Raw genomic sequence first — 26,169 nt, 5'->3', positions numbered from 1 at the left:
CCTTCACTTGTCAAACATAATAGGCGTAATGTCTCCTGAGATGGAGCGACAGGATGCAGCAAGACGTGTGCCCCAGGCTGTCATTTGTATCGTCCGGCCTTCCTCATGTTCCCCAATACGGACCATGCCAAGATGCAACATCAATTTAACAATTCTGTTATCATAGATGGCCTCAACCGTATCATAATAGAACGGCTGAATGAATGGACCGATCTGACGAAACAGCGACTCGGCGGTTGACCATTCTTGGGCACATTCGCCTGTCCAGTACACAATAGAGGACAGATTGGGAATAGCACCTTTATACAATCTTAACCAAAACCTAAATAGCTGTATCATTTCGGCTGTTTTCTCTGCCCCCAGCTTGTCTTCTCCAGCTGGTGACAACTTCAGCGTGCCTTGCTCCTCACGAACCAGCCGATGGTGAAATGCATAGTCGTAGAGAAGTGCAAAACGATCCGGGTAATCCTTGAAGGAACGGCCATATCCGAATCTCCATCCACCTTTGCCCACCAATTCCTCACTAATGTGCAGATGCTCCATAATCTGCTGTTGAGAGCGACGGTACATCATGCCTTCAGCGTTAAGGGTAATTTCGTGCTGCTGGACAAACTGCAGGAACAACTTGAGATCATCCGCTAAGAGATGATATTCATCCCGATACATGGGTGGTTCCGTTGTTTTGGTAATGCCTGCTCGCAGATGTGTGGATAACACATCCCTGAATCTTAATTTCAGATCCTGGGGTACCTGATACAAATACCTGGTCTGCTGCGTTGTCCCATTGAACAACCATCCACTCTTATTAAAGCGAACGATGAGATCACGTGGACTCGCGCCAGCCTCACTCTCCTTTTTGTCCATCGATTGACGGGCTATGGCAATGAGTTCTTCCATACCATAATACTGGCGAGGATCAAACAACAAGTTGTTCAAAAAGCGCTGATCTGCTTGATTCAGTTGACGTACCTGCTGCTCAAAAAAGGGTCTGCTGCCCAATGTAGTGAGAATACTCTGGATGAGTTCATGTTTGGAATTGGGCTTGCATTCACATTGGTAATAGTCTGCTATTCGATTAAGCTGGCCAATATCGGCAAAAGTAAGCATATCCGCTAGATTCATGGGTCCATCGCCTCGCCCGTTAACTACTTCGACTGCTGATTAGGAGCCTGAAATAGTTTGGTTTTGTAAACATCGTTGACGGAATTCCCATAATCTAAACCTCTTTTTGGAAATCTTTTATGTTTTAAACCATACTATGCCCCAAGTTGGTCAATCAGAAGAAAAATGAGAGGTTTGAAATCATATAAAGTCTTTATTTCCCCATAAAACGCAAAAAAACAACCCAAGTTAGATTACTCAGGTTGTTTCGCTGTGTCCAAAGACAGATGTCGTGTGCAATTATATAACAGCGGACTCCAGTCATCACGTTCCTTTTCCAGGATCGTCAATGACAGGTTTCCAATCCGTTCTGTGTACCGATCTTTAAACAAGGCTGTTAACAGGTTGGCCAGAAAAGCTCCGTGAGTGACAATGAGCACGTTTTGGTCCGAATAGGCAGACCATAGATCTTCCAGAAACGCCAGTGCACGAATCTGGATATCCGCTATCTGCTCCTGTCCCAAGTCCAATGTCTCCCAGGATTTTCCCCAACGGGCAACCCGTTCTTCTGAAGTCAGACCTTCAATCTGACCAAAAGCCCTTTCTTTCAACCGTGCGTCCGGCTCAAGCAAAGGTACATTCAACAGTTTAGAGATAATCTCCCCTGTTTCCTGAGCACGCGATAATCCACTTGTGATGATATAGTCCCATTGGTATTCTTCCGTCAGCAGACGTCTTCCCAGGCGCTCTGCCTGTTCACGACCTTCTCCATTCAGAGGAATATCCGTCTGACCCTGTATACGGCCCGCCGCATTCCAGTCTGTAAGACCGTGACGAATAAGCCCGATTCGCACTTACATCCCTCATTTCTCCACACGGCGAACGAAAGGTTATTACCTATGCACTCGCACCTTGTTTGCGTTTATTCGTTGTTCGATGCATACGTCCAAGAGAAAATAACGCCATTCCTATTGCAAGTAAAGAAAGTGCCATCCAATACTGCGGATAAGCAGGTCCCATGCTCACAACAAAAGGTTCCATGATACTTCCTCTGTCCGCTCCAGTCATGTTGTACTGATACATTCCAGAGGACGATGGTCCGCTTCCGGCAACCCCTGTCTCCAGGATACCTGTAGCAACAACCTTGGTTTGCTCAGCTTCTGATACGTCTGGCTTAAACATTGCCATATACAGAAAGCTGCATAAAAAAATAGCCAGGAACGCGGCGATCCACAAAGACATATGCTTACGGATCACAGCAGAGAAACGATTAACCTTTGCCTCTTCCGGCAATAACCATGGAGACTCCGCATAGATCCGATCCATAACGTTACGGTTCACTCTCTCTGCCTGTTGTTCTGTCACTGGAACCGGGATGCTGTGCAGCAAGATCTGGGCTTCTTCCCAGACCTCAAACTGCTCGGAGCACTCTTCACAACCAGCGAGATGAGCATGAAATGCAATCCGCTGAGGATGATTTTCCGGCAAGTCCCAGACCAGTGCAAACAGTTCCTGGGCTTCATTGCAATTCATCGGTTCTTCATCCCTTCATATGGCTCGTACACCGGTTCGAAGAAATAAGGTTCCAATTGAGTTTTTACGCTTGATCTTGCTCTGAATAATAGCGATTTCACAGAACTGACGCTCTGCCCAAGAATATTCGCAATCTCTTGGTAGTCTAATTGATCATACTCGCGGAGTATAATCGCAGAACGCTGCTTCTCCGGCAAATTGTTAATCGCATCCCTAACCAGCATCACCCGCTCGCTGCGTAGTACAGCATACTCCGGTGCATTCTCCGAAGGAGCAACGGGGACAATCCCGCTCTCTTCAAGTGGGACATTTCCGCTGCGCTGTTTGCGAAGCTCACTCAGTACCGTATTTCTCGCAATGGTATATAACCAGGTTGAGAATGAGGCATCCACCTCACGGAAAGAGTGCAGACTGCGGAACGCCTTATAGAAAGTCTCAGAACAGAGATCTTCCGCAAGCAGCTCCATATTGGAACTTTTCAACATATGATATACGAAAGCCAGTATTTTACGCTGATAACGACTCATCAGCTCGGAATATAACTCCAGGTTACCTTCCTTGATCTCTCGAATCAACTGGGAATCCGTCATTTGAGTGCGACCCCTCCTCGCCCATCCATGTGCTTCTCCCCGTTCGACTCTATCCATGTATTACCGAACAGGCACAAAAAAGTTGCGGTTCTCACCGCATATAAACAGCGTTCAGCGCCATAACTGGCCTTCCCGCCAAATTCCCCTATGTAATGGCAATTTCCCCAACGTTTCTACATTAACAGTATTTATTGTACAACGGTCTGCATCATCCTGGCAAATCCATTGGTATCCACAGAACCCGACCTGTCATTCATATGCGGTCATTTTCACGTTCATGACTTCATTTTGAGCCTTTTTGGTAACCCTTGCTTATATAGACGGACGACATACCGAAAAGGTTACAAAAATGTGATATTTATTTGATCTTAGGTATCCTAACAGATTAAGGAGGGAGATGTAAATAGAGGATGTAAGTTTAAGGTTAAGTGTAACTATAAACATATCAATGCCTTTCTCATAACTTTTTAAGACAAAAAAAAAAGACCGCTTACATAAGCGGCCATTGCTCACGTGGAGCAATACAGTTATTGGATAGGAGTGGAGAGAAACCATACTGTACCCTTATTATATGTATACGTTTTCATTTTGTCAACACTTTCAATAAAATTGTTTGAATTAATTATATCTTTCGGTAAATCAGGATAATACATCCTTTTTTTCGTGACTGAAAATCAAATAACAACTCCAATACAACCTCACAAAAAAGAGGGCTTTCGCCCTCTTTCTCGTCTTATATCCACACTTGATAACCTAAGGAATCCAATAACGTCTTGGCTCGTTCCATATCTTCTTCCTGACGGAAAGACAGACGCATAATGCCCGGCACATCCACCCGGTTCTCGATAATCTCCAAGTTGCTCAAGTTGATGTCATTCGCCCCAAGCTCAGTTGCGATCTTACCGATCATACCCGGTGCATCCTGGACATCAGTATACAGATCAAATAACGGCGAAATCATGCCTTTGCGTCGTTCTGGTAATATACTGCGGAACTCGCGGGCCTGACGGAATGCCTCCTCTATGCCTTCACCGTTCTTATGCTCCAGCATATCCGTAAAGGCCGTCATCTGGCTATTCCAGTCCTTAAGCAAGCCCAGCAGTACATCACGGTTGCTAAGCAAGATATCTCTCCACACAATCGCATCACTGGACGCAATCCGGGTAATATCCCGGAAACCACCTGCAGCCAGCATTTTATACAGTGGATTCGACTCATTATATTCACGCACCTGATTCACCAGCGCAACAGCAATAACATGTGGCAGATGACTAATCGCCCCCACGATGTCATCGTGCAGCAGAGGCTCCACACGCACGATCTGTGCCCGCGTATACGCAAGCAGCTCAGACAGCCTGCTGTAGGCTTCCTCAGGTACATGTTCTGAAGGGGTTAAGACATAGTATGCATTCTCGAACAACACGGCTGAGGCCGCATCTACGCCTGCACGCTCCGACCCTGCCATAGGATGACCACCAATGAAGTAAGCATCAGTCAACCGCACATGCTCCGCACAAGTGGCAATGGAAGCTTTAGTGCTTCCTACGTCCGTGATGATACATCCTTTTTTCAATGGCAGCTTGGAGAGCTTTTCAAAATAGGATTCAAGCAAACCTACGGGAACGCACAAAAAAATAAAGTCGGCATCCTCTACCGCTTCTTCCAGAGAGAGCGTAGCATCATCCACTACACCGCTCGCTATGTACTTGTCCTTCAGTTCATCCAAGTGGGCGTAGCCCATCACGGTTACACCTGGTTTGCCTTTGAAGCAGAGCGCAAGTGAACCGCCGATAAGTCCTACACCAATCATTGCAATTTTTAGTTTCATGGGTCCTCACTCTTTCATCGCCAGTATTAAGGGCGTGCTACCGCCTTCTCAGCCAGCGTGTTCTCCAGTGCCGTGACAAATGCACGGTTCTGTTCTGATGTTCCGACGGACACACGAATGTAAGTTGGGTATACGTGGAATCCTGGGCGAACGATAATGCCTTGTTTGAGCAAGGATTGGAACGCAATTGCTGAAGGCATATCCAGATCAACCATAATGAAATTGCCCTGTGAAGGGAAATACGACAATCCGAGCCGTGTAAATTCATTTTGCAGGTAATCCCGATCCGTTGCATTCCGCTTCGAGCACTCTTGAACAAAATCCTGATCCAGAAGTGCAGCAGTTGCCGCAACCTGTCCAAAACGGGAGGTGTTAAACGGTTCACGTACACGGTTAATCAAATCAATTATTTCGGGACGTGCAATGCCGTACCCGATCCGGAGCGAAGCCAAACCGTAGATTTTGGAGAATGTCCGCAGTATGACCAAGTTCGGATACCGTTCGATCAATGGTACGCTTTGCGGGTATGCTTCATCGGTTACGAATTCATAATAAGCTTCGTCCAGTATGACCATCACATGAGCAGGCACACGGTCCATAAAGGCTGTAAGTTCCTGCTCGGAGATAATCGTACCTGTCGGATTATTGGGATTACACACCCATACTGCTTTGGTTTTGTCGTTAATTTGCGCAAGCATCGCACTCAGATCATGCGTTCCATCTTTCAGAGGCACTTCGATGGTCACGGCACCCTCAATATCTGCATTGCTTTTGTATACGGAGAATGTCTGATCTGCCATGATGGTCTCGTCGCCCGGCAAGAAGAAAGCTCTTGTGATCAAAGCAATAATCTCATCGGAACCACAACCAAATATTAAGTTGTTCCGTTCAACGCCAAGATGCTTGGCAAGAACTCCCGTCAGCTCAACCGAGCTACCGTCTGGGTATATGCTTATATTAGTCATTTCTCTCGTAATGGCTTCCAGGGCGGCAGGAGAACTGCCGTACGGGTTTTCGTTGGAGGCCAGCTTGATGACTTGTTCAAGCCCCAGTTCACGTTTCACTTCTTCAATCGGTTTGCCTGGCTGGTACACAGGCAGATTGACAATCTGGGATTTCGGTTTCAACCCGACCGCCTCCTGTTATTGAAATAATGTTAGACACGAATCAGCGTGCACCTCACGTGTCCAAAAGATGTCCTTTCAGGACATCCCTATCCCTTTAATTGTGCCACAAAGTTGCGAATTTGCAACAGTCCCGCTGCACGCGTATCCGGATTTTCAAGCAGAGGAATTGCATCTTCTACCTGACGAACAATGGCACTACCTACAACAACGCCATCGCAGATGCGGGAGAAATGTGCCACCTGCTCATGACTGGAGATACCAAAACCTACCGCTACAGGGAGGTCTGTCAGACTTTTCACCGTCTCAATGAAGCTCTCTACGCCATCAAAGAAAGAAGCTCTCTCTCCGGTTACCCCAAGGGAAGATACACAATAGATAAAGCCGCTGGCTCCCTTCACAATCCGCTCAATCCGTGCATTAGACGTGGGTGCAACAAGCGGCACCAGATGTACACCCGCACGATTCGCGCGTTCACGCATCTCTTCCGCTTCCTCAAGCGGCAGGTCCGGAATGATCATGCCACTAATATCGTGTTTGACCAATTCATCAAAGAATACATCCAATCCTGTCTGCAATACCGGATTATAATAGGTGAACAGTACAAACGGCAGTTTCACACCTGCCTTACGAGCTTTTTCAGCAGTTTCCATAACAGTACGAATGGTAATCTGGCTTTTCAGCGCACGTTCGGAAGCACGCTGAATGACTGGGCCATCTGCAAGCGGATCGGAATAGGGAACACCCAGTTCCAAAATGTCCGCTCCGGCCTGTTCAAGCTCCTTGATGATATCAATCGTTGTATCCACATCCGGGTCTCCCACGGTTAAAAATGGAATAAGTGCTGTGCGATTCTGTTGCTTCAATTGCTGGAAGGTCTGGTCCATCAGATTCATCCCAAGTCACCTCCCGTGTATTTCATGATCGATTCAACATCCTTGTCTCCACGTCCCGACAGACAAATGACTACAATATCATCTGCTGTAAGTTCAGGCGCCAGTTTGACAACTTGGGCTACCGCGTGTGCAGACTCCAGAGCAGGAATGATTCCTTCCGTCCGACAGAGGAGTTGCAGGGCATCCAGTGCTTCCTGATCCGTGATCGGTACATATTTTGCCCGTTCAATATCCTTGAGATAGGAATGCTCCGGACCAACACCCGGATAATCAAGTCCGGCCGAGATGGAATGTGCTGGCTGAACCTGTCCATACTCATCCTGCAACAGGTAACTCATAGATCCCTGGAATACACCATGCGTACCTTTGGTCATCGTCGCAGCATGATACTCGGTATCTACCCCTCTGCCTGCGGCTTCAACGCCAATAAGCTTCACATCCTGATCACCGATAAATGGATAGAACATACCGATCGCATTACTTCCTCCACCCACGGCTGCTACAATCACATCTGGCAAACGCCCTTCGATTTCCTGAATCTGACGACGGGTCTCATCACCAATCACACGTTGGAAATTCCGCACCATCATTGGATATGGATGAGGCCCAACCACTGATCCAAGCACATAGAACGTATCCTCTACATTGCTAACCCAGTAGCGAAGTGATTCATTACCAGCATCCTTCAGTGTCCGTGTTCCAGACGTAACTGGAATCACTTCTGCTCCAAGCAGTTTCATCCGAAATACGTTTAACTGCTGACGCTCTGTATCTTCTTCGCCCATAAATACTTTGCATTCCAGTCCAAGTAATGCGGCTACGGTTGCCGTTGCAACGCCATGTTGACCTGCACCCGTTTCGGCAATCACTTTCTTTTTGCCCATCCGTTTGGCAAGCAAACCTTGTCCAATGGCGTTATTGATTTTGTGGGCGCCTGTATGATTGAGATCTTCACGTTTCAGATAAATTTTCGGTCCGCCCAATCGGCGTGACAATTGCTCTGCATGATATAATGGCGTTTCACGTCCAGAATACTCGCTTAGCAGATAATTCAGTTCCTTGTTGAATTCCTCATCTTCAGAGAAGTGGCTATATGCCTCCTCCAACTCAATAAGTGCGTTCATTAGTGTCTCAGGTACAAATTGGCCTCCGAAGTGACCGAAACGCCCGTGTTGATCCGGCAATTGATGTGTCATGCCTGCTTCACCCTTTCTACGAATGCTGTAATTTTTGCCATATCCTTCACACCTTCAGTCTCAACGCCGCTGGATACATCAACGCCGAAAGGTGCATATGTCTGTATTAGTTCTTGTACATTGTCCGGCTGCAAACCTCCTGCAACGAACAGAGAAATTCCACGCCTTTTCGCCCATTCAGCATAGGCAGGGATTCGCTCCCAGGCAAACGTTTTCCCGGAGCCCCCTCCATATAGAGGATCATGGGTATCAAGCAATATCGCATCCACGAATTTATCGTAACTATCAAGAGCCCTTATGGCTGCATCATCAGCTTCCGGTCCCGTTTCATCTTTGGGAAAAGAAAAAACTTTGAACACTTTGGCATTCCACCGCTGCTTCACCTGCTGGCAAAATTCCGCAGACTCCTGTCCATGCAGCTGAATAACATCCAAGTGAGCAATCTCCATAATGTGTTCCAGCTCTTCGATCGTAGGATTCACAAATACACCCGCAAGCTTCGGCCGATCATAGGTAGACCATTCGAACAACACCGTTCTTAATGCAGCAGCCTGCTCGGGTTCGATTCGGCGGCGTGATTTGGCAAAAACAACACCAATGTAATCCACAGGCAAGTTTATCATCGATTTTAGCACTTCAACGTCCTGAAGTCCACATATTTTTACGGCCGTTGGCAGCGGGTTTCTCAGTTCTGACATACTGTCGCCTGTGCCATCGTATATGGAAGTATTCATCATTTGGATCCCATTAGATCATATACAGCCGCCTCGACATCATCCTTGCGCATGAGATGCTCACCTACGAGAATACCATGAACACCGGCCTGGATCAGAGGTACGGTTGATTCTGGTCCGTCAATACCACTTTCGCTAATCAAGGTAACGCCACTTGGAATCAATTCCATCAAATCCAGTGTCGTGTTCAGACTGGTTTCGAATGTTTTCAAATTACGATTATTGATGCCCACTAGTGTTGCCTGCGGAATCTCCAATACCTGCTCCAATTCTGTTCGATCATGGACTTCAATCAAAGCGTCCAGCCCCAAACTTTTGGCGAATTCCAGATATTGACGAATCTGTTCAGGTGTCAGAATACTGGCAATCAGCAGTATCGCATCCGCACCCAGTAATCTTGCCTCGGCAATCTGTCGTTCATCTATAATAAAATCCTTGCGTAACAGCGGAATGTTCACCGCCTGATGAATCGTCTGCAAGTACTCGTTGCTGCCTTGAAAATACGACACATCCGTTAATACGGAGATGCAGTCTGCACCCGCTCGCTCATAAGCAGCAGCAATCTCTACCGGATGAAAATCCGGACGAATTAACCCTTTGGATGGCGAAGCTTTCTTCACTTCAGCAATAAGGCCGAGTTTGCGATTACGTCCGCTCGATAGTGCTTGTTCAAACCCCCGGGTTGCGGGTAGTTGTTCGATTTTTTGGATAGCTTCATCCATGCGAAATGTTTGTGCCAGAACTTCAACTTCTTTATGTTTGGTTGCAACGATTCGATCAAGATACATGACTGTACGCCTCCGTTGTATGAATTAACTGTTCAAGCTTCCCGGCAGCTTTGCCCGAATCTACCGCTTCTGCGGCAAGTGTCACCCCTTCAGCAATGCTATCTGCAAGACCGGATACATAGATGCACGCTCCGGCGTTCAACAGAACGACATCACGGTAGGCACTCTGCTCACCCTGGAAGATCCTCTTAATAATTTCGGCATTCTGTGCCGCATCTCCTCCAAGTACCGCTTCAAGCGGATGCAGAGACAATCCCATGTCACGTGGATCAATATCATAGGTGTGCACTTCGCTATTGCGAAGTTCAGATACCTGAGTTGGTGCCGAGATACTGATTTCATCCAGACCATCATGGCTGGCCACAACCAACGCTCTTTTGAGACCAAGACGATTCAGTACTTCAGCAATCATCGGCGTCCGGGAACGATCATACAGACCAAGCAATTGGCGATCTGCTCCTGCAGGATTGGTTAATGGTCCGAGCATATTAAAAATGGTACGAACACCCAGCTCTTTTCTTGGTCCTGCCGCATGTCGCATGGAAGGGTGATATACCTGGGCAAAACAGAAACAGATTCCGATATCATCCAAACATTGTCTGGCCTGCTCGCCGTTCAGATGGATATTTACACCGAGTGCCTCTAATACATCTGCACTACCTGCTTTGCCTGAAGCTGAACGGTTGCCATGTTTGGCGACCCGAACCGAGACGGCAGAAGCAATGATCGCGGATGCTGTGGAAATGTTGAATTTGTGAATACCCGATCCGCCTGTTCCACAAGTGTCCAGCAAGCCGCTGCCATCCGTTAGAATTCGTCCGCCCTGACCACGCATGGCTTCAGCAAAACCAGTGATCTCATCCACCGTTTCCCCCTTCATCCGCAGCGCCATCAGCAAACCTCCGATTTGAGCCGGCGTTGCCTCACCTCTCATAATCGAGTACATCAAATCTCTTGCTTCGGCTTGCTCCAGATGGCTGCCCTCCAAAATCTTCGCCAGGCCATTCTTCATGCCTTCCTCACGAGTAATCTCAGCAATGGGTGTAACAGGGTTCTCATTCATTATTGGGTTTATGTTCATCTCCGGTCTCTCCTCTCTCAGTTCTTAGCGGCCGCTGGTGTGACAAAGTAATCTGCATTCGCCAGTCTCAACGTGCTGTCCTTTTCTTTGGCAGGAAACATGGCTTCTGCTGTTCGAATCGCTTTGAGCAATGCTTTAGCTTTGTTAACTGTTTCCTCATATTCATTCTCAGGCACAGAATCCCATACGATTCCCGCTCCGGCCTGCACATATGCTTTTCCTTTTTTGAAAATAATCGTACGAATCGTAATACAGGAGTCCATGTTACCCGAGAAACCAAGGTATCCGATCGCTCCTGCATAGGCACCCCGTGCCTCTTTCTCCAGTTCCGCGATAATCTCCATTGCTCGCAGTTTCGGTGCACCGGATACGGTACCCGCTGGCAAGCATGAGAGGAACGCATCGAAGAAATCCTTGTCTTCTCTAAGTTCGCCCGTAACGTTGGATACCATGTGCATCACGTGAGAATACCGTTCAATCTCCATGAACATGTCACACTTCACACTGCCGAAGCTGGATACCCGGCCCAGATCGTTACGACCCAGATCAACCAGCATCAGATGCTCCGCGCGTTCTTTCTCATCCTGGAGCAGATCAGCAGCGAGTGCACGATCTTCCGCTTCTGTTGCCCCTCTTGGACGTGTACCTGCAATCGGTCGTGTCTCCACACGATTCCCGTCCACCTTGACCAGCGCTTCAGGCGAAGTACCCACGATAATCTCATCATCCATTTTGAGGTAGTACATATAAGGTGATGGATTCAGGGTCCGAAGCACACGATACACGTGAAGTGGAGAAACTTCCGTATCAATGTGGAAACGCTGGGATAATACCACTTGAAAAATATCACCTGCACGAATGTAATCTTTGGCTTGCTCCACATTACCGATAAATTGCTCCTTCGTGAGGTTGGAGCGAATATCCCCCAGTTCCACGTCTCCCGGAATGGAACGCGGATTCAGGTTCTCCCCTGGACCTTGCTGCTGTAAACGTTCTGCGGCCTGCTCCAGCTTCTCCGAAGTCACTGCATACGCTTGACGTATCTCGTCATCCGTTGCACCGTCCTTGACGTGTACATTCCCGACGAGCAGCATCTGCTGCTTTACATGGTCAAACACGATAATCTGGTCACAGAACATAAATCGAATGTCATCCATATTCAGGTCATCCAGCGCGTGAGCTGGAAGTTTCTCATAATAGGACAGCAGATCATATCCGAAGAAACCAATTGCCCCACCTGTGAATGGTGGCAGTTCATCATCTTTTGGGCTGCGATACTTACGCAGCAGTGCTTTCAGTTCTTCGATCGGTTTGCCTGGCAATTCACGAGTTTTCCCTGCTTCTTCTACAACGATCCGACCCTTCTTGGCCGAAATCATCAGGAACGGATCTGTACCGATGAACGAGTATCTCGCCCATTGGATCCCCCCCTCTACACTTTCCAACAGGAATGCCCGGTCGTTGTCAGCATAACGGCGGAATATTCGAATCGGAGTCTCCATATCTGCCAGAATCCGTTTGACTACCGGAATCAGATTATACTCATTCGACATTTTCAGTACTTGATTAACGTTTGGCGTTATCATCAGATCACGTCCTTTCAGATTTAGGTAAGTTCAACTAAAGATTTTTTACACTGAGCACTTCGATGACAGAACAACCTTCCAATCACTGTTATCCCCAGATTTTTTTGATTGCCTTTCAAAAGGGAAAATCCGGGGATAAATGTGAACGCTCCGCTTCTTCAGGTTATTTCTGTCCTCTTCGTTTTTGTGTAAAAGTTTAGTTGAACTTATAGGGGTAGAAGAAGCAATTCAATATACGAAAAAAACCTCTACCATCAGGTAGAGGTTTGGTTATAAGCTGTATTTAACAGGGTGATGCTTCATAAATAACAAGTCCCTATACTTCGCTGTCGGATTATTCACAGGTCGCTGAATTGATGCATCTCACATCATCCAATTCGGGAAAATATATCAGTTATAACACTTCAACTCTCATTCCAATATTTCATAAAATATAGGAGGGTGCATTGATTGTGTTTATACCAAAATATATCAAAACAACGATGTCCTATGACACGTTTGTTTTCCCTGTTCCTGTTACCTATTCCGTAGCACGACGTACCGTGAATCAGTTGACCGGTTTCTGTTGCCCCGGTTACCACCCACTGGACTCTGCTATATACTCCACTAGCTCAGCTGCTCTCAGCTCAATCTCAACTCTACTCAACTGGTTCTCACTATACATCATTATGATCGGTTTGACAACCCACTACTTAAGAGCCAGAAGGTGCTGCCAAATCCGGACGTAATGCCTGTGCACCGTTCAGATACACATGGTTGATTTCATTCTGCGATTTATTCGTATTCACATGAACCATGAAACGAATGCATTGCGCCAAGGCACCTTGAACCGGAACCTCCAGTGCACACATTAGTGGTACGAGTTCCCAGCCATCCAGTTGGCGAATAGCTTTTGCCGGGAAAGCAGCATCCAGATCCCCAGTTAACGTAATCCACACACTGCAGATATCTTCCGGTTGAATCTCATTGCGATCCACGATCTCCTGCAACAATACAGCCGTTTCCTTCAAAATCTGTTCTTCGTTGTTCTGCGTGACTGTTGTAGCCCCGCGAATTCCCCGTGTGACCATTGCTGTCATTCTCCCTTCCTGAGCATTTCAATGACGTCCCGAACTGCCGACACCGGTACATCCTTCACAATTCTTGCAGCCCCAATCCGATCAGGAATGATGAACACCATATGACCTTCACGGAACTTTTTGTCATGCATCATCGCTTCCATTAATGCATCCGTGTCCAGATGAGCAGGCATCGTTGTTGGAAGGCGAAGTGAACGCAGCATGCGCACTGTATCTTCATAGAGCCCTGCTGGCGCACCGAGCTTCTCACCCAGCAATGCTGAACCAGCCATACCGATGGAAATCGCTTCTCCGTGCAGGAATTCTCCGTAACCGGCAATCGCTTCAATGGCATGACCAATCGTATGTCCCAGGTTCAACAACGCACGTTCTCCATTTTCACGTTCGTCTCTGGATACAATCTCTGCCTTAATGCCACATCCACGCTCCAAGCCGTATCCAAGTGCTTCCGGATTAAGCGCAAGCAGTTCTTCCGCATGTTCCTCACACCAATGTGCAAAAGCCTCATCACGGATCAGCCCGTGCTTCAGCATCTCTGACAACCCTGCCGATACATCTCGTGGTGGCAAGGATTGGAGTGTGTCCACATCATAGAGCACTAGCTCGGGCTGGTGGAATGCACCGATCATATTTTTGGCCAGCGGATGATTGACAGCTACCTTACCGCCTACACTGCTGTCATGCGCCAAAATTGTTGTAGGCACTTGAACAAACTTCACTCCACGCATATATGTAGCGGCAACAAAGCCAGCCAGATCACCTACGACACCACCACCCAGGGCCAGAATCGCAGAACTCCGATCCAGTTTGCCTTCGATCGCAACGGTCATCATATCCTGGTACACCGAAAGGGATTTCGATGTTTCACCAGAGGGCACAACCGCCGATACGACTGTATAACCAGCCGTACGCAGCGTTTGCTCCAAACCTGACAAGTATTTGGGAGCCACATTTTCATCTGTAATGATGAGTAACGGACTTTTTTTGGTTAAGCCATATTGCTCAAAATATTGAGGGGCTTGTGCCAATAGGCCGCTACCAATCAGAATCGGATATGAGCGTTCCTCCAACTGTACCGTCAGCTGACGCATATTAGTAACTCTCCAGTTGAGCGTTATAACTAGCAACATTGGCACGGATCTCTTCCATGGAATCCCCGCCGAATTTCTCGAGGAATGCTTTGGCAATTTCCCACGCTACAACATGCTCCATAACGACACTCGCTGCTGGTACAGCACAAGCGTCCGAGCGCTCAACCTGAGCCGTAAATGCTTCTTTTGTATCAATATCAACACTTTGCAGTGGCTTATACAACGTTGGGATCGGCTTCATCACACCACGTACAACGACTGGCATACCGTTTGTCATACCACCTTCGAATCCACCCAGACGGTTGGTTGCCCGGTGGTAGCCGCGCTCATCCGTATGCATGATTTCATCATGCACCTGTGATCCCCGAATGACTCCGGCTTCGAATCCGATACCAATCTCTACACCTTTGAATGCATTAATGGACATTACGCCTTGAGCGATTCGTGCATCCAGCTTGCGATCGTATTGAACATAACTACCAAGACCAATAGGTACACCTTCAACGATACATTCCACGATTCCTCCGATGGAATCGCCTTCTTGTTTAATCTGGTCGATGTAGGCTTCCATCTTCTTCTCTGTCTCAGCATCCGTAACACGTACAGAGGAAGCTTCTGTCACAGCGATCAGTTCATCAATCGGAAGGTCCTGATACGGAGCTTCGATCTCTCCAATACGAAGTACACGTCCAGCTACCTTGATTCCGAATTCAGCCAGGAATTGACGTGCAATGGCACCACATGCCACACGTACCGTTGTCTCACGTGCACTGGAGCGCTCCAGTACGTTACGCAAGTCTTTGAGATTATACTTGAGTCCACCGTTCAAGTCAGCGTGTCCAGGACGAGGACGATGAACGCGACGTTTCTCTTCGTCACTGCCTTCAATCGGCTCAATATTCATAATATTCTGCCAATGTTTCCAGTCATTATTTTGAACAACCAGCGCTACCGGAGCACCTGTTGTATATCCATGACGGATACCACCAACGAAATTCGCCTGATCTTTCTCGATCTGCATCCGGCGTCCACGGCCATATCCCTTTTGACGGCGGTGAAGCTGGAAATTCAGTTCTTCAAAATCAATCGTCAAATTACTTGGCAATCCTTCAATAATAGCGGTCAATTGGGGTCCGTGCGTCTCCCCTGCGGTTAAATAGCGTAAACTCATAATACGTTCCCCCTTTAAACTGTTAAACTTCACATTGCTAAAATCCCATAATTTCTTTGCTTATTATAGTATAGCTGACCGGCTTTGACAAGAAAGTCGGCTCTTTCTTGTACTTGGTATACAAATAACCGCCTGAACACATGTACATGTGCTTCAGACGGCTCAACAACCATTATCATTATTTTTTCCGATAGAAGAATGTCTCTGCTGTCTCCAGACCATATTGTCCCGGGGAGAAGATCTGCTCCGTACTGCCCACAAACAAAATACCGCCTGGACGCAAACTTGCTGCAAATTTGTGATACAACAGGTTTTTGGCTTCCTCGGTAAAATAGATCATGACATTTCGGCACACAATCAGATCGTACCCATCGTCAAAACGGTCTACGAGCAAATTTTGTTTCATGAACTTGATCGAATTTTTGAGTTGCTCATCAATACGGTATACCAAGCCATCCTGCTTGAAGTAACGGTTCGCCGTTTCCTTTGGCACATCCTTAAGTGAGCGTTCCATATAACGCCCTTCCTTGGCTTTGGCCAATGCACCTTCATCCAGATCACTTGCCGTAATGGAGCTCTCCTTCAAAATGCCCATCGTGTCCAGAATCATGGCGAGTGTATAAGGCTCTTCACCTGTTGAACAGGCTGCACTCCAAACTTTAGCACGACGCTTGGACCCCAGCAGCTCAGGCAGGATCTCGTCCCGCAACACTTCCCAACGATTGGGATTACGCCAGAATTCCGACACGTTAATCGTCATACGATCAAGGAACTCGTAAAACAATGATTTATCTTTCTGCATAGCTTCAAAAAAGTTAGAAAATGTATGAAACCCGTTTTTGTTGCGAAGTGTGGTCAGCCTTCTTTTCATCTGGCCTTCCTTGTATTGAGCAAGATCAATGCCTGTGCTCTCTTTGATTTTACGAATGAATCCGGTGTAATCCGGGTCTAGTAGTTGTTCTTGCTCCAGCATCGTGTATCACCCTTTTGGCTAATAATTACAACCAGGCTGCGATGCTCTTGTCGTATACCACCAGTTCATCTGAAGCAAAGAAATTTGCTGCTTCACGGGAAGCACTTTCCGGTGAATCTGCCCCATGAATCAGATTATGTGGTGTGTGGCTGGCGAAGTCTCCGCGAATGGTACCCGGAGCCGCTTCCTTCACATTGGTTTTTCCGATGACGATGCGCGCAAGCGCCACAATATCGTCGCCTTCCCACACCATGGCAAATACAGGCCCAGATGTGATAAAACGAACCAGATCATCGAAAAATGGTTTACCTTCATGTTCAGCATAATGGCGTTTTGCCTGATCCTCAGACATCTGCACCAATTTGCCTGCCACCAACTTAAATCCTTTGTCTTCCAGACGGCTAATAATCCGACCGATCAATCCACGCTGCACACCATCCGGCTTCACCATCAAAAATGTACGATCCATCAGCTCACTCCTCACTCACGGTTCAAAGTTAATCACTATGTAAACGCAATCCCTCTGATTGTAACATACATGTCCAAATCCTCCCAATGAGGAATCTCACAGTTCTGTTCATCTTTGGGTATGAGCAATCCGAGAGGCGAAGGTCATACAAAGTTTAATGCGTACGTTTTACCACAAAATGAGCGATATCACGCAGGTTTTTGGTCGTCTTGATGTTAGGTAGCTGATCGAGAGCATCGAGCGCTTTCTTCATATATCGGTCAGCAAGGGCTTCTGCTTTAGCAATTCCTTGACTTTGGCGAATCATTCCAATTGCATCCGATGCACTTGCCCGTCCTTCTTCATGCTGGACACGGGAAATTTCCTTAAGCAAAGGTTCCCGCAGATCGGATTCTTCCAGAGCATAAAGTACAGGAAGAGTGATATTCCCTTGCTTCATGTCACTGCCAGGTGGCTTGCCAAGTTGTTTCTCGGTACCTACCAGATCAAGTACATCATCTTGAATCTGGAAAGCCATCCCCACATTGTATCCGTACGTATACAGCAGGGAAGATACATGCTCAGGCGCACGTGTGGCCAATGCCCCTAACTGACAGCTAACCGCAATCAGAAGTGCTGTTTTACGGCGAATCCGCAGCAGATAGTTACGAACACTTTGTCCCGTATTGAAAAAGTCGCGAATTTGCTCCATCTCACCAATGGACATCTGTACCATGGCTTTGGCAAGGATACGATGAATAGCTGGATCGGATAATCCGGCAGTCATCTCAAGTGCCTTACCGTAGATATAGTCTCCAGTGTACATGGCAATCCGATTATCCCATTTTGACTTCACCGTGGGTTTGCCTCGGCGTGTCTCCGCATTATCAATAACATCATCGTGAACGAGGGATGCCGAATGAATGAGTTCCAGCGGAACCGCAACCAGCTTCAGACGTTCAATGTCGTATGTACCAAATTTCCCACCAAGTAACACAAAAACGGGCCGCAACCGTTTTCCTCCTGCTTTGAGCAAATGAAGTGACGTTTCACTCAGCAGCTTCTGTTCTCCTCGAACACTGCGATACAACTCTTTCTCAATGTAATCCATGTCCTTTTTTAACAACCCGAAAATATCCAATAGTTTCATTCGTTCACCCGTATCAGCGTATTGTCAGTCCATAAATTCATGCTTACCTTCCCCTCCAGCAAGTCGGGCCTGCAGGCATTACGAAAAACCCGGCTTACCGTTCTTGCTTGTGTTTTTCTATAAGGTAATCTAACGTATTTTTCTTCTCCGAATGTCATAGCCGACACCCGAAAATTAAACTCTGCGACTTGTTCTGAAACAATATACAGAAGTTGCCGGAGCATGGGTCAAGACTGTGGTTCATGAAGACTCACCATCAGTACTCACCAATACCCCGGGATTCGGGGGACAAATAAACCGAGCAACACTTTGGCAAAAAACAGCCTTGTATCGAACTCAGTCGTTATCCCCGTTCATCCGGTTCTCCCCATCTTGTAAACAGTTGATGTGGGATGCGCAAGCTATCCAGCACTTTCCCCACCAAAAATAGAATCAACTCATCCATAGTTTGAGGTTTGTAATAAAAAGCAGGCATAGCCGGTATCATTCGTACACCAAGACGAGAAAGCTTCAGCATGTTTTCCAGATGGATTGCATGAAGAGGCGTCTCACGTGGTACGAGGATCAATGTTCTTCCCTCTTTCATCATAACATCGGCTGCGCGAGACATCAGATTATCCGACGATCCCTGCGCGATGGACGAAAGAGTTCCCATAGAACATGGCATGATAATCATGCCGTCGGCCAGATAAGAACCACTTGCAATGGAGGCCCCTATATCACTCACAGGATGATAGATCAGAGAACCGGCACGGTTGCCGAATTTTTCTTCCAGCACCGCGTCCCGATTCGTCACATCCCAGTCCAATTCTTCTTTCAGTACACGCCACCCTGCATTGGATATGACAAGATGAACGTTATATTCCAAATCAAGCAGCGTTTCAATTAATCGAATGCCATATATGCTGCCACTCGCTCCGGTAATTCCGACAACCAGTCGTTTATTGTCCGGCTGCTGCACCATTTATTTCACCGCCAGATCAATAAGAGTGAACGTAAATACGATTATACTAAGCAAACTGTTCATGGTAAAAAACGCCGTTTGAACACGGCTCATATCATTAGGCGATACGATATAGTGTTGATAGAACAGAATTCCATACGTCACCAACATGCCTGCGCCATACCACCAGCTCAGATCTGTCATCAACAATAACGCAAGAAAACCAATTGCAGTAATCACATGGAAGAACTTGGCGATCTGCAAGGATTTAACCAGGCCAAAACGGGAAGGTATGGAGTGAAGCCCCTCTCCCTGATCAAACTCCAGATCCTGACATGCATAGATAATATCAAAGCCCGCTGTCCAGAACACAATCGTAACGTACAGCACAATTGCTGTCCAATCCATCGTTCCTGTTACAGCTACCCAGCCACCAAGTGGTGCCAAACCAATCGTCATTCCGAGAACGACGTGGCAAAACCATGTGAATCGTTTGGTGTACGAATACAGTACCAACATAAACACAGCAATAGGCAACAGCTGCATGGATAATACATTAAGATTGGATGAGGCCCAGAATAACAATATAAATGAGATAATGACAAATATAACAACTTCCCCATTTTTCAACAGTCCTGCTGGGATGGCTCTCATCGCGGTACGCGGATTTTTGCCATCAATCGCTTGGTCAATAATTCGGTTCAAACCAAAAGCTGCACTACGTGCGCCGACCATCGCAAGCAATACCCACATGATCTGCATCCAGCTTGGGAAGGTATCATTCACTACCATGGAGCCGAGAATGGCCCCCATAAATGCAAAGGGTAAAGCAAAAAGCGTGTGTTCAATCTTGATCATTTCTAAAAAGATGCGAATTTTCCTAAACATGCTGATTCTCCTTGGTTCCAATATGCAGTGCCGCTATACCTCCGGTCAGAGGGTAGGCCTGCACTTGTTGTAATCCAGTTTCTGCAAAAATATCTGCCAGTTCCTGCCTTCCCGGAAAAATGGCCAGTGAGTCCGGCAGCCATTTGTACTGCTCAAAACTTTTAGCAAACACTTTGGCAAGATTCGGTAAAACCTTCTCAAAATAAAAATAATAAATGCCTTTGAACGGCTGCCATGTTGGCTTGGACAATTCCAGGCACACAACCATACCGCCCGGCTTGACCACACGTTTCATTTCAGACAACACTTGTCTGAGATCAGGTACGTTACGCAGCCCGAACCCGATCGTCACATAATCAAATGAATTGTCTTCATAAGGAAGTGACATGGCATTTCCCTGTGTCAGGGTAATCTGCTTTTGACGTTGCACCGCATTGATCTTTGTCTGACCGACTTCCAACATGTTGCTGCTGAAATCAAGTCCGTGCATGTGCCCCGTTTCACTTGCCTCTGCCATAGCAAGCGTCCAGTCACATGTGCCGCAACACAAATCAAGACCGGTATCGCCTTTGGACATATTCATCTTTTTCATGGTGAATTTACGCCAAGCCTTATGCCTGCGGAAACTTAGAATATCATTCATGACATCATATTTTCCGGCTATACTCTGAAAAACCGAATGGACATATTCTTCTTTCGGTTTGGTCTCTCCGCTCCCCATTCGTCTGTCTCCCCCTCAATCTTCCCTTACTGCCGCATGTGAAGGCTGCAAATATGCCAAGTAAGGCTCTAGAATTGCATGTATCTCATGCAAGCCCATCCGCCCTTCCTCATCTTGCAACAACAGTTGAATGCGGTGTGTACACTCGCGAAGCTTGTCCAGCAAAACCTCGCCAACCCTATGCTTCAGCACCATAGCGTTCCATGCACGTGCATCCGGTTCAGACTGACGTAGCACACTGCGCTCATCGTCATTACCATGCTCGTATATGTGCCAATATGCATAGCTGTGAAGATATTGTTTTGCGTCATTCATCCGCTTCAGTTCTTCCACGATCGTTTCGCAGGAGCTGAATTCGGTCAACAGGCTGTTCCATAATGACTCTTCGTTATGTTGAATCATGCCTGTAAATGAAAGAAACAGCTGCATCCTCAGCTGTACCGTTTCACGCAAGTATTCATCAGCCGAAACGAGAAGCTTCTTCATCCGTTCATACAGCGTCATCTTGCGTGCGTTCACTCCGGATACAGCACCACTGAGTTTGCCAATCATTTCAATTCTGCCCGCTTGGGCAAGCAATTGATAAAAACGGCTACTTAAATAATCCCCGGCGAGTACATTCAACTGGCGTGAACGCATCTCCTGCTCTCTCCGCTCACCGGAAATGGTATCGATTCGATCATGCGTATCCATGGCCAACTGAACGAGCGAAGTTGCAAGAGCATATAACTCTTGATGCACCTTTTCGTCTGTGCGGCCCACAAATACCTGCAACAGACGTGCCCGGCTATCCGGAAATGATGGGATTTCCGTATGTTGTCGAATCATGTCGTAATCCGTATATTTCTTTGCTAGTTGGGGTACGCGATATGAATTCATTCTCAGCCTCCGAGCCTTAACATTGTTAAACCATTTCTGCACTACAATCTTATATATTATAGCATATGTTGAACGGGCACGCACTGAATCCTGCTATTCTATTACCCCTGACTTGTCATTTCGAATTGCTTCTTCCAGAGTTCGGTCTCCATCAAATGAAACCAGTCCTTCAATTCATCTGAAAAGGCCGCACTTTTCCAGTTCCGTAATGTTTCAATCGCATACAGAGGCCACTCTCCACGCCGAATATCAGCAGCAAGCAACAGATGTCGTTTATGCATCCATTCATCTTCTGCCATTACACGTAGCAGCACCTGATCCACGTTATCCAGACTCCGAAAGCCCAGATCCGCCACAGCTGCCATGTTCTCATAGATTTCAGTGTAACTTGTACCCGTTCCTTTAACTTTGAGGTCCAACGTCAAAATGGACTGTTTCCATTCCACTCTTGCAATGGGAGTTGATAGTTGCATGGAACTTAGCACATCAACCAGATTGTCATTCGTTAGCTGAACTGGATGATGTGATGCAGAGGCAGGCTGTACGTTGTCCCCGCCCCATGTACGCATATGTAAGGTTTGTATCGCAACAAGCAGAAAGACCGCCGCAACCGTTGCCAGCATTGAAGCAGTAACAATCATCCGCGGTTTCATATACGCCTCCCTGCCTTTACCTGTTAGTGTAGTCTGTCCGGTAAAGGCTCATACCTCATTGTACAATGAAAAAAAGCAGGCTATGCCTGCAATCTTCATTTGAATGTATTCAATCTGTCCATTACTCCGATTCAATCTGTCCATGCTTGGTAATCAGCGTGGCTTTGCCCCGGATTTTAATAGCTGAAGTATGGGTAGTAAATTGGGCAAACATTACTTCACCTTTGTCCAATTTCTCGGTGTGGTGAAAACGTGTATCCTGACCTCGGGTTAATCCGATCACCTGGACACCATTTTCCTCTGCCTTAATTACAATATAATCATTGCCGGTTGGATGATCCATCACGCATGTCCCCTTCTTTAGTTCGATAGCGTTAATGATGATTAAGATTGATTCATTTGTCAACCTGCACCTTATACGAATGAACCGCAAGAATCGGCTACCCTCGGGTCATACTAAAGTTGTACAGCCACAGAAAGGAGAATCTGCATGAAGTACACCCCTGCCGCACTTACAGACGAGCATATTCATCAGTTAAAAGAAATCGAACAGCATCTGTCTGCAGCTGCTGGCGAAGAACTGATTCTGGTTGCTTATACCGGGCAACCGGATGATCCTGAGCACCCGCATAACCGCAAGAATCATCGTTAAAGGGCAAAAGAAAAGGCCGTGAACAAGTCACGGTCTTTTTGTCGACATATGGAATATGTAGAAATCTTATTTAATTCCGTCTTTGAGCGCTTTACCTGGTTTGAATGCAGGAATTTTGCTCGCAGGAATTTCGATTTCTTCACCTGTTTGCGGGTTGCGTCCTTTACGTGCAGAGCGCTCGCGAACTTCGAAGTTCCCAAAACCAACCAATTGTACTTTATCTCCGCTTTGAAGAGCCTCAGAGATTGCTTCGAATACGGCATCAACCGCTTTCGTTACATCTTTCTTGGACAATTCAGTCGCTTCGGATACGTGTGTAATCAAGTCTGATTTGTTCATTTGTTTTTCACCTCCTGTATCAATGTCCTGAATGTTATACTGTGTTTCCGTTTTATAGCGAAATATACGTTCATACGCAAAAAATCTACGTACATCTTGAGCGCTGAACACAAATCTCCGCCTGCGGTCAACAGTCATTTTCGGCAGAATGTCGTCTGAAACCACGGGCATTTCAGACGCCGAACAAATTTCATACTAATACAGACAGCCCACAATTTCAAGTCCGGTTGCGGTTTAAGACGTAAAATGTAACCGCCAGGGCAAGCACCAGAACCCCACCTTTTACAATATCATGTGTGAAATACTGTACGTTCATCATCGTTAAACCGTTCACAAGTACACCAATCAGAACCGAACCAATGAAGGTTCCGATGACATTGGGTTTACCCGCACCAAACACAGAGAAGCCAACAAACACTGCAGCTACGGATTCCATTAACAACGGCGATCCCGCATCAATTTGACCAGATCCTACTTTGGAAGCATAGATGATACCCCCGATTGCTGCAAACACTCCAGCGGCTACATAGGCGAGTGTACGCACCTTTTTCACCTTGATTCCGGACAAACGTGCAGCTTCCTCATTACCGCCTGTAATATACATCTGGCGACCATATTTCGTATACGTCAAAAAGATATGCACACCTATTACGGCAATAAGTAGCATGATAACCGATATAGGCATACCAAGCCATTTTCCCTGCCCTATAAGCAGGAATGTCGGGTCCATCTCTCCCGCAGCTTTGCTCCCATCAGGGAACTGCATGTGATTGTAAATGGTATATCCCTGTGCATACGTTTTGTGAATACCTCCGATGATGTACATCGTGGCAAGGGTTGCGAGCAAATCCGGAATACGCAATTTTACAATGAGCAACGCGTTCAGTAAACCAATAACAGCGCCAATGATTAGTGGCACAATAATGACAATTGCCAGTGGTTGTTGATACCAGATCATTAACGAAGCAGTAACGACGGTGGTCAATGAGACAGTCGCCCCTACCGAGAGATCAAATCCATCAACAATGAGAGATAACGTAACACCGATCGCTACAAACGTAACGATAGAGATCGAGCCCAAAATATCGGTTAAGTTACTGTACGTAAAGAAATAAGGCAATTTAATGCCAAAAAATGCGATAACACCTATGATGACTATAATCGCCCCGTAACGGAACGCAAAATCCAGTGATTTATCCTTCATGATTGCACCTCTTGTCCACCGCTTGCATAGTATAGCAGCTGTTCTTGGTTAGTCTCGCCTCGTTTGAACTCTTTTACAATAACACCCTCGCACATGACAGCGATTCGGTCACCAATTCCCATGCCTTCATCCAGTTCACAGGTGAAATAGATTACACCCTTGCCCGCCAAAGCCAGTTCATTGATGATGCGGAAAATGTCACTTTTCGCCCCAATATCTACGCCTTTGGTTGGTTCATCAAATATAAATACATCTGCATCCGCATTAAGCCATTTACCTATGGCTACCTTCTGCTGGTTACCACCGCTTAAATATTTTACTTCCTGCTTCACGGACGAAGTCTTGATTCCGAGCTGTTTCACCAATGACTCCGCATTCTGACGCTCCCGCTTGCGGCTTACGAAACCTAATGTACTGAGACGGCTTAGCAAAGGCAGGCTTAAATTTCGTTCCACGTTCTCCTGGATCAGGATTCCTTGTTTACGTCGCTCCTCCGGTACAGAAACAATCCCCAGCGCCGCCGCATCCGCAGGCTGAGACAGACGGAGATTACGGTTGTTAAGCCGGATCTCGCCTCCCTCCAGCCGATCTGCACCAATCAGCAAACGAGAGCTTTCCGTTTTACCCGCGCCTACCAGACCCACCACAGCGAGGACTTCACCTCGGCGTACAGAGAGGTTAACACCTTTGACCTTCACTCCACGACGAAGCCCACGTGCCTCCAACAGCAGTTCCCCCACGGGTGCTTCCGTCTTTGGAAATTCTTCTTCGAATGGTTTACCTAACATCTGTGTAACCAAATCGTTGATCGTAAGTCCCTTTGCTTCACCAGTAAATACGTGTTGCCCATCTCTCATAACCGTAACGCGATCACAGTGACCCGTCACTTCAGCAAGACGATGGGTAATGAAAATACAAGCTACTCCCCGTTCCTTCAACAGATGTACAATCCGGAAAAATGCATCCGTTTCTTCCTGACTCAGCGGTGCAGTAGGTTCGTCAAAAATGATGACCTTGGCATCCTGAATCAAAATCCGTGCCAGCAGTATCATTTGTTTTTCTGCAAGCGTCAGATCGGCCACTTTTTGGTGAACGGATATGTCCGCCCCTAATTGCTTTAATGCCTCAACCGCGCGCTGTTGCAGCTTCCGCGGACTTTTCCACCAACCCCCGGCAGATGAAGCCAGCTGATCCAACATGATGTTCTCCGCAGCCGTCAGCTGTGGCACCAGTGCCGCATCCACTTCCTGATAGACACAGTGAATCCCACTTGCCTTCGCGTCTCCCGGAGAACTTAAATGAAGTGCTTGTCCACTCAACTGAATCGTTCCCTGATCCAATGGATAGGCACCGGACAAAATTTTCATTAACGTGCTTTTACCGGCACCATTGGCACCCAGCAGCGCATGAATCTCCCCACCTTTTACAGAGAAATCCACATCCTTCAGTGCAGGAATACCTGAAAACTGCTTGTGGATATGTTCCATTTGAAGCAGTATCGGTGCAGTGCTCATGATGTTA

General features: G+C 46.9%; 28 protein-coding genes. 1 reads left to right on the top strand and 27 read right to left on the bottom strand.

Features of this window, described 5'->3' with window-relative positions:
• Positions 1-3: 3 nt before the first annotated feature.
• The 24 genes from MKX68_RS22620 to mtrB all read right to left on the bottom strand — a co-directional run bounded on the left by MKX68_RS22620 (position 4) and on the right by mtrB (position 22,796).
• The gene (locus MKX68_RS22620) at positions 4-1,122 is read right to left on the bottom strand and encodes a hypothetical protein (protein WP_340914127.1); all 1,119 of its coding nucleotides are present in this window, start codon (positions 1,120-1,122) and stop codon (positions 4-6) included.
• A gap of 233 nt (positions 1,123-1,355) precedes the next feature.
• Positions 1,356-1,955 carry a histidine phosphatase family protein gene (locus MKX68_RS22615; protein WP_338587581.1) on the bottom strand — a complete coding sequence of 200 codons (600 nt, stop codon included), beginning with the start codon at positions 1,953-1,955 and terminating at the stop codon, positions 1,356-1,358.
• Between the two features lie 43 nt (positions 1,956-1,998).
• Positions 1,999-2,634, bottom strand: coding sequence for an anti-sigma factor family protein (locus tag MKX68_RS22610; RefSeq protein WP_338587582.1), 636 nt, complete (start codon positions 2,632-2,634; stop codon positions 1,999-2,001).
• Positions 2,631-3,224 (bottom strand): RNA polymerase sigma factor, encoded by a 594-nt coding sequence (locus MKX68_RS22605; protein ID WP_062835180.1) that lies wholly within the window; start codon positions 3,222-3,224, stop codon positions 2,631-2,633. Before MKX68_RS22605 ends, MKX68_RS22610 begins: the two co-directional genes overlap by 4 nt.
• A 733-nt stretch (positions 3,225-3,957) precedes the next feature.
• Positions 3,958-5,052, bottom strand: a complete 1,095-nt coding sequence (locus MKX68_RS22600; protein WP_340914126.1) for a prephenate dehydrogenase — start codon at positions 5,050-5,052, stop codon at positions 3,958-3,960.
• A gap of 26 nt (positions 5,053-5,078) precedes the next feature.
• Complete coding sequence (gene hisC / locus MKX68_RS22595; protein ID WP_307534835.1) at positions 5,079-6,179, bottom strand: histidinol-phosphate transaminase; 1,101 nt, start codon at positions 6,177-6,179, stop codon at positions 5,079-5,081.
• An 86-nt stretch (positions 6,180-6,265) separates the two neighbouring features.
• Positions 6,266-7,072, bottom strand: coding sequence for a tryptophan synthase subunit alpha (gene trpA, locus MKX68_RS22590; protein ID WP_338587584.1), 807 nt, complete (start codon positions 7,070-7,072; stop codon positions 6,266-6,268).
• The gene (trpB, locus tag MKX68_RS22585; protein WP_340914125.1) at positions 7,069-8,268 is read right to left on the bottom strand and encodes a tryptophan synthase subunit beta; all 1,200 of its coding nucleotides are present in this window, start codon (positions 8,266-8,268) and stop codon (positions 7,069-7,071) included. Before trpB ends, trpA begins: the two co-directional genes overlap by 4 nt.
• The gene (locus MKX68_RS22580) at positions 8,265-8,966 is read right to left on the bottom strand and encodes a phosphoribosylanthranilate isomerase (protein WP_340915478.1); all 702 of its coding nucleotides are present in this window, start codon (positions 8,964-8,966) and stop codon (positions 8,265-8,267) included. Before MKX68_RS22580 ends, trpB begins: the two co-directional genes overlap by 4 nt.
• Before the next feature lie 35 nt (positions 8,967-9,001).
• Positions 9,002-9,790, bottom strand: coding sequence for an indole-3-glycerol phosphate synthase TrpC (gene trpC, locus MKX68_RS22575; RefSeq protein ID WP_340914124.1), 789 nt, complete (start codon positions 9,788-9,790; stop codon positions 9,002-9,004).
• Entirely contained in the window at positions 9,780-10,853 is a 1,074-nt protein-coding gene (trpD, locus tag MKX68_RS22570; protein WP_445671087.1) for an anthranilate phosphoribosyltransferase, read from the bottom strand. Before trpD ends, trpC begins: the two co-directional genes overlap by 11 nt.
• A 35-nt stretch (positions 10,854-10,888) precedes the next feature.
• A complete protein-coding gene (gene trpE / locus MKX68_RS22565) occupies positions 10,889-12,457 on the bottom strand; it encodes an anthranilate synthase component I (protein WP_036607674.1) in 1,569 nt (522 codons plus the stop codon).
• Between the two features lie 692 nt (positions 12,458-13,149).
• The gene (aroH, locus tag MKX68_RS22560) at positions 13,150-13,527 is read right to left on the bottom strand and encodes a chorismate mutase (RefSeq protein WP_338587591.1); all 378 of its coding nucleotides are present in this window, start codon (positions 13,525-13,527) and stop codon (positions 13,150-13,152) included.
• A 5-nt stretch (positions 13,528-13,532) separates the two neighbouring features.
• Positions 13,533-14,627 (bottom strand): 3-dehydroquinate synthase, encoded by a 1,095-nt coding sequence (aroB, locus tag MKX68_RS22555; RefSeq protein ID WP_340914123.1) that lies wholly within the window; start codon positions 14,625-14,627, stop codon positions 13,533-13,535.
• A gap of 1 nt (position 14,628) precedes the next feature.
• Positions 14,629-15,798: a chorismate synthase gene (gene aroC / locus MKX68_RS22550; RefSeq protein ID WP_091028940.1), complete on the bottom strand. Its 1,170-nt coding sequence runs from the start codon at positions 15,796-15,798 to the stop codon at positions 14,629-14,631.
• Between the two features lie 178 nt (positions 15,799-15,976).
• A complete protein-coding gene (locus MKX68_RS22545) occupies positions 15,977-16,771 on the bottom strand; it encodes a CheR family methyltransferase (protein ID WP_074095642.1) in 795 nt (264 codons plus the stop codon).
• Positions 16,772-16,796: 25 nt separating this feature from the next.
• Positions 16,797-17,240 (bottom strand): nucleoside-diphosphate kinase, encoded by a 444-nt coding sequence (gene ndk, locus MKX68_RS22540; RefSeq protein ID WP_017687704.1) that lies wholly within the window; start codon positions 17,238-17,240, stop codon positions 16,797-16,799.
• Between the two features lie 154 nt (positions 17,241-17,394).
• Positions 17,395-18,369: a polyprenyl synthetase family protein gene (locus tag MKX68_RS22535; protein WP_017687703.1), complete on the bottom strand. Its 975-nt coding sequence runs from the start codon at positions 18,367-18,369 to the stop codon at positions 17,395-17,397.
• A 343-nt stretch (positions 18,370-18,712) separates the two neighbouring features.
• Positions 18,713-19,333, bottom strand: a complete 621-nt coding sequence (locus MKX68_RS22530; RefSeq protein ID WP_017687702.1) for a UbiX family flavin prenyltransferase — start codon at positions 19,331-19,333, stop codon at positions 18,713-18,715.
• Entirely contained in the window at positions 19,334-20,200 is an 867-nt protein-coding gene (locus MKX68_RS22525) for a UbiA-like polyprenyltransferase (protein ID WP_340914122.1), read from the bottom strand. It lies immediately after the preceding gene.
• The gene (locus tag MKX68_RS22520; RefSeq protein ID WP_017687700.1) at positions 20,193-20,921 is read right to left on the bottom strand and encodes a demethylmenaquinone methyltransferase; all 729 of its coding nucleotides are present in this window, start codon (positions 20,919-20,921) and stop codon (positions 20,193-20,195) included. The genes MKX68_RS22525 and MKX68_RS22520 overlap by 8 nt, the downstream gene beginning before the upstream one ends.
• 15 nt (positions 20,922-20,936) lie before the next feature.
• Positions 20,937-21,800, bottom strand: coding sequence for a heptaprenyl diphosphate synthase component 1 (locus MKX68_RS22515; RefSeq protein WP_074095644.1), 864 nt, complete (start codon positions 21,798-21,800; stop codon positions 20,937-20,939).
• A 101-nt stretch (positions 21,801-21,901) separates the two neighbouring features.
• Complete coding sequence (locus MKX68_RS22510; RefSeq protein ID WP_076209915.1) at positions 21,902-22,453, bottom strand: hypothetical protein; 552 nt, start codon at positions 22,451-22,453, stop codon at positions 21,902-21,904.
• A 121-nt stretch (positions 22,454-22,574) separates the two neighbouring features.
• Positions 22,575-22,796, bottom strand: a complete 222-nt coding sequence (gene mtrB, locus MKX68_RS22505; protein WP_017687697.1) for a trp RNA-binding attenuation protein MtrB — start codon at positions 22,794-22,796, stop codon at positions 22,575-22,577.
• A 147-nt stretch (positions 22,797-22,943) separates the two neighbouring features.
• Here mtrB and MKX68_RS22500 point away from each other — a divergent pair, with 147 nt between their 5' ends.
• Positions 22,944-23,105: a hypothetical protein gene (locus MKX68_RS22500; protein ID WP_338587599.1), complete on the top strand. Its 162-nt coding sequence runs from the start codon at positions 22,944-22,946 to the stop codon at positions 23,103-23,105.
• 66 nt (positions 23,106-23,171) lie between these two features.
• On the opposite strand, the gene MKX68_RS22495 is transcribed toward MKX68_RS22500, so the two are convergent.
• From MKX68_RS22495 to MKX68_RS22485, 3 genes are all read right to left on the bottom strand, one after another.
• Positions 23,172-23,444 (bottom strand): HU family DNA-binding protein, encoded by a 273-nt coding sequence (locus MKX68_RS22495; protein ID WP_024630670.1) that lies wholly within the window; start codon positions 23,442-23,444, stop codon positions 23,172-23,174.
• Positions 23,445-23,661: 217 nt separating this feature from the next.
• The gene (locus MKX68_RS22490; protein ID WP_017687695.1) at positions 23,662-24,648 is read right to left on the bottom strand and encodes an ABC transporter permease; all 987 of its coding nucleotides are present in this window, start codon (positions 24,646-24,648) and stop codon (positions 23,662-23,664) included.
• On the bottom strand, positions 24,645-26,162 hold the full coding sequence (locus MKX68_RS22485; protein WP_340914121.1) for a sugar ABC transporter ATP-binding protein: 1,518 nt from the start codon (positions 26,160-26,162) through the stop codon (positions 24,645-24,647). Before MKX68_RS22485 ends, MKX68_RS22490 begins: the two co-directional genes overlap by 4 nt.
• Between the last annotated feature and the right edge of the window lie 7 nt (positions 26,163-26,169).

This window comes from Paenibacillus sp. FSL M8-0212, assembly GCF_038004645.1.
Taxonomy (GTDB): domain Bacteria; phylum Bacillota; class Bacilli; order Paenibacillales; family Paenibacillaceae; genus Paenibacillus.
The sequence above is the reverse complement of the archived record's forward strand: the minus strand, read 5'-3'. Positions and strand labels throughout refer to the sequence as shown.

Coding starts and splice junctions, on each gene's coding strand:
- ndk (WP_017687704.1), bottom strand. CDS start 17,240: ATGGATCGTACATTTTTGATGGTGAAGCCGGATGGTGTGCAGCGTGGA.
- aroC (WP_091028940.1), bottom strand. CDS start 15,798: ATGAGTTTACGCTATTTAACCGCAGGGGAGACGCACGGACCCCAATTG.
- MKX68_RS22495 (WP_024630670.1), bottom strand. CDS start 23,444: ATGAACAAATCAGACTTGATTACACACGTATCCGAAGCGACTGAATTG.
- MKX68_RS22600 (WP_340914126.1), bottom strand. CDS start 5,052: ATGAAACTAAAAATTGCAATGATTGGTGTAGGACTTATCGGCGGTTCA.
- MKX68_RS22605 (WP_062835180.1), bottom strand. CDS start 3,224: ATGACGGATTCCCAGTTGATTCGAGAGATCAAGGAAGGTAACCTGGAG.
- trpD (WP_445671087.1), bottom strand. CDS start 10,853: ATGAATGAGAACCCTGTTACACCCATTGCTGAGATTACTCGTGAGGAA.
- MKX68_RS22515 (WP_074095644.1), bottom strand. CDS start 21,800: ATGAATTCATATCGCGTACCCCAACTAGCAAAGAAATATACGGATTAC.
- MKX68_RS22610 (WP_338587582.1), bottom strand. CDS start 2,634: ATGAATTGCAATGAAGCCCAGGAACTGTTTGCACTGGTCTGGGACTTG.
- aroB (WP_340914123.1), bottom strand. CDS start 14,627: ATGCGTCAGCTGACGGTACAGTTGGAGGAACGCTCATATCCGATTCTG.
- MKX68_RS22500 (WP_338587599.1), top strand. CDS start 22,944: ATGAAGTACACCCCTGCCGCACTTACAGACGAGCATATTCATCAGTTA.
- MKX68_RS22535 (WP_017687703.1), bottom strand. CDS start 18,369: ATGAAACTATTGGATATTTTCGGGTTGTTAAAAAAGGACATGGATTAC.
- MKX68_RS22485 (WP_340914121.1), bottom strand. CDS start 26,162: ATGAGCACTGCACCGATACTGCTTCAAATGGAACATATCCACAAGCAG.
- trpA (WP_338587584.1), bottom strand. CDS start 7,072: ATGAATCTGATGGACCAGACCTTCCAGCAATTGAAGCAACAGAATCGC.
- MKX68_RS22620 (WP_340914127.1), bottom strand. CDS start 1,122: ATGAATCTAGCGGATATGCTTACTTTTGCCGATATTGGCCAGCTTAAT.
- MKX68_RS22530 (WP_017687702.1), bottom strand. CDS start 19,333: ATGGTGCAGCAGCCGGACAATAAACGACTGGTTGTCGGAATTACCGGA.
- MKX68_RS22545 (WP_074095642.1), bottom strand. CDS start 16,771: ATGCTGGAGCAAGAACAACTACTAGACCCGGATTACACCGGATTCATT.
- MKX68_RS22490 (WP_017687695.1), bottom strand. CDS start 24,648: ATGAAGGATAAATCACTGGATTTTGCGTTCCGTTACGGGGCGATTATA.
- trpB (WP_340914125.1), bottom strand. CDS start 8,268: ATGACACATCAATTGCCGGATCAACACGGGCGTTTCGGTCACTTCGGA.
- aroH (WP_338587591.1), bottom strand. CDS start 13,527: ATGGTCACACGGGGAATTCGCGGGGCTACAACAGTCACGCAGAACAAC.
- MKX68_RS22580 (WP_340915478.1), bottom strand. CDS start 8,966: ATGTCAGAACTGAGAAACCCGCTGCCAACGGCCGTAAAAATATGTGGA.
- MKX68_RS22525 (WP_340914122.1), bottom strand. CDS start 20,200: ATGTTTAGGAAAATTCGCATCTTTTTAGAAATGATCAAGATTGAACAC.
- MKX68_RS22510 (WP_076209915.1), bottom strand. CDS start 22,453: ATGAAACCGCGGATGATTGTTACTGCTTCAATGCTGGCAACGGTTGCG.
- MKX68_RS22520 (WP_017687700.1), bottom strand. CDS start 20,921: ATGGGGAGCGGAGAGACCAAACCGAAAGAAGAATATGTCCATTCGGTT.
- mtrB (WP_017687697.1), bottom strand. CDS start 22,796: ATGGATCATCCAACCGGCAATGATTATATTGTAATTAAGGCAGAGGAA.
- trpE (WP_036607674.1), bottom strand. CDS start 12,457: ATGATAACGCCAAACGTTAATCAAGTACTGAAAATGTCGAATGAGTAT.
- trpC (WP_340914124.1), bottom strand. CDS start 9,790: ATGTATCTTGATCGAATCGTTGCAACCAAACATAAAGAAGTTGAAGTT.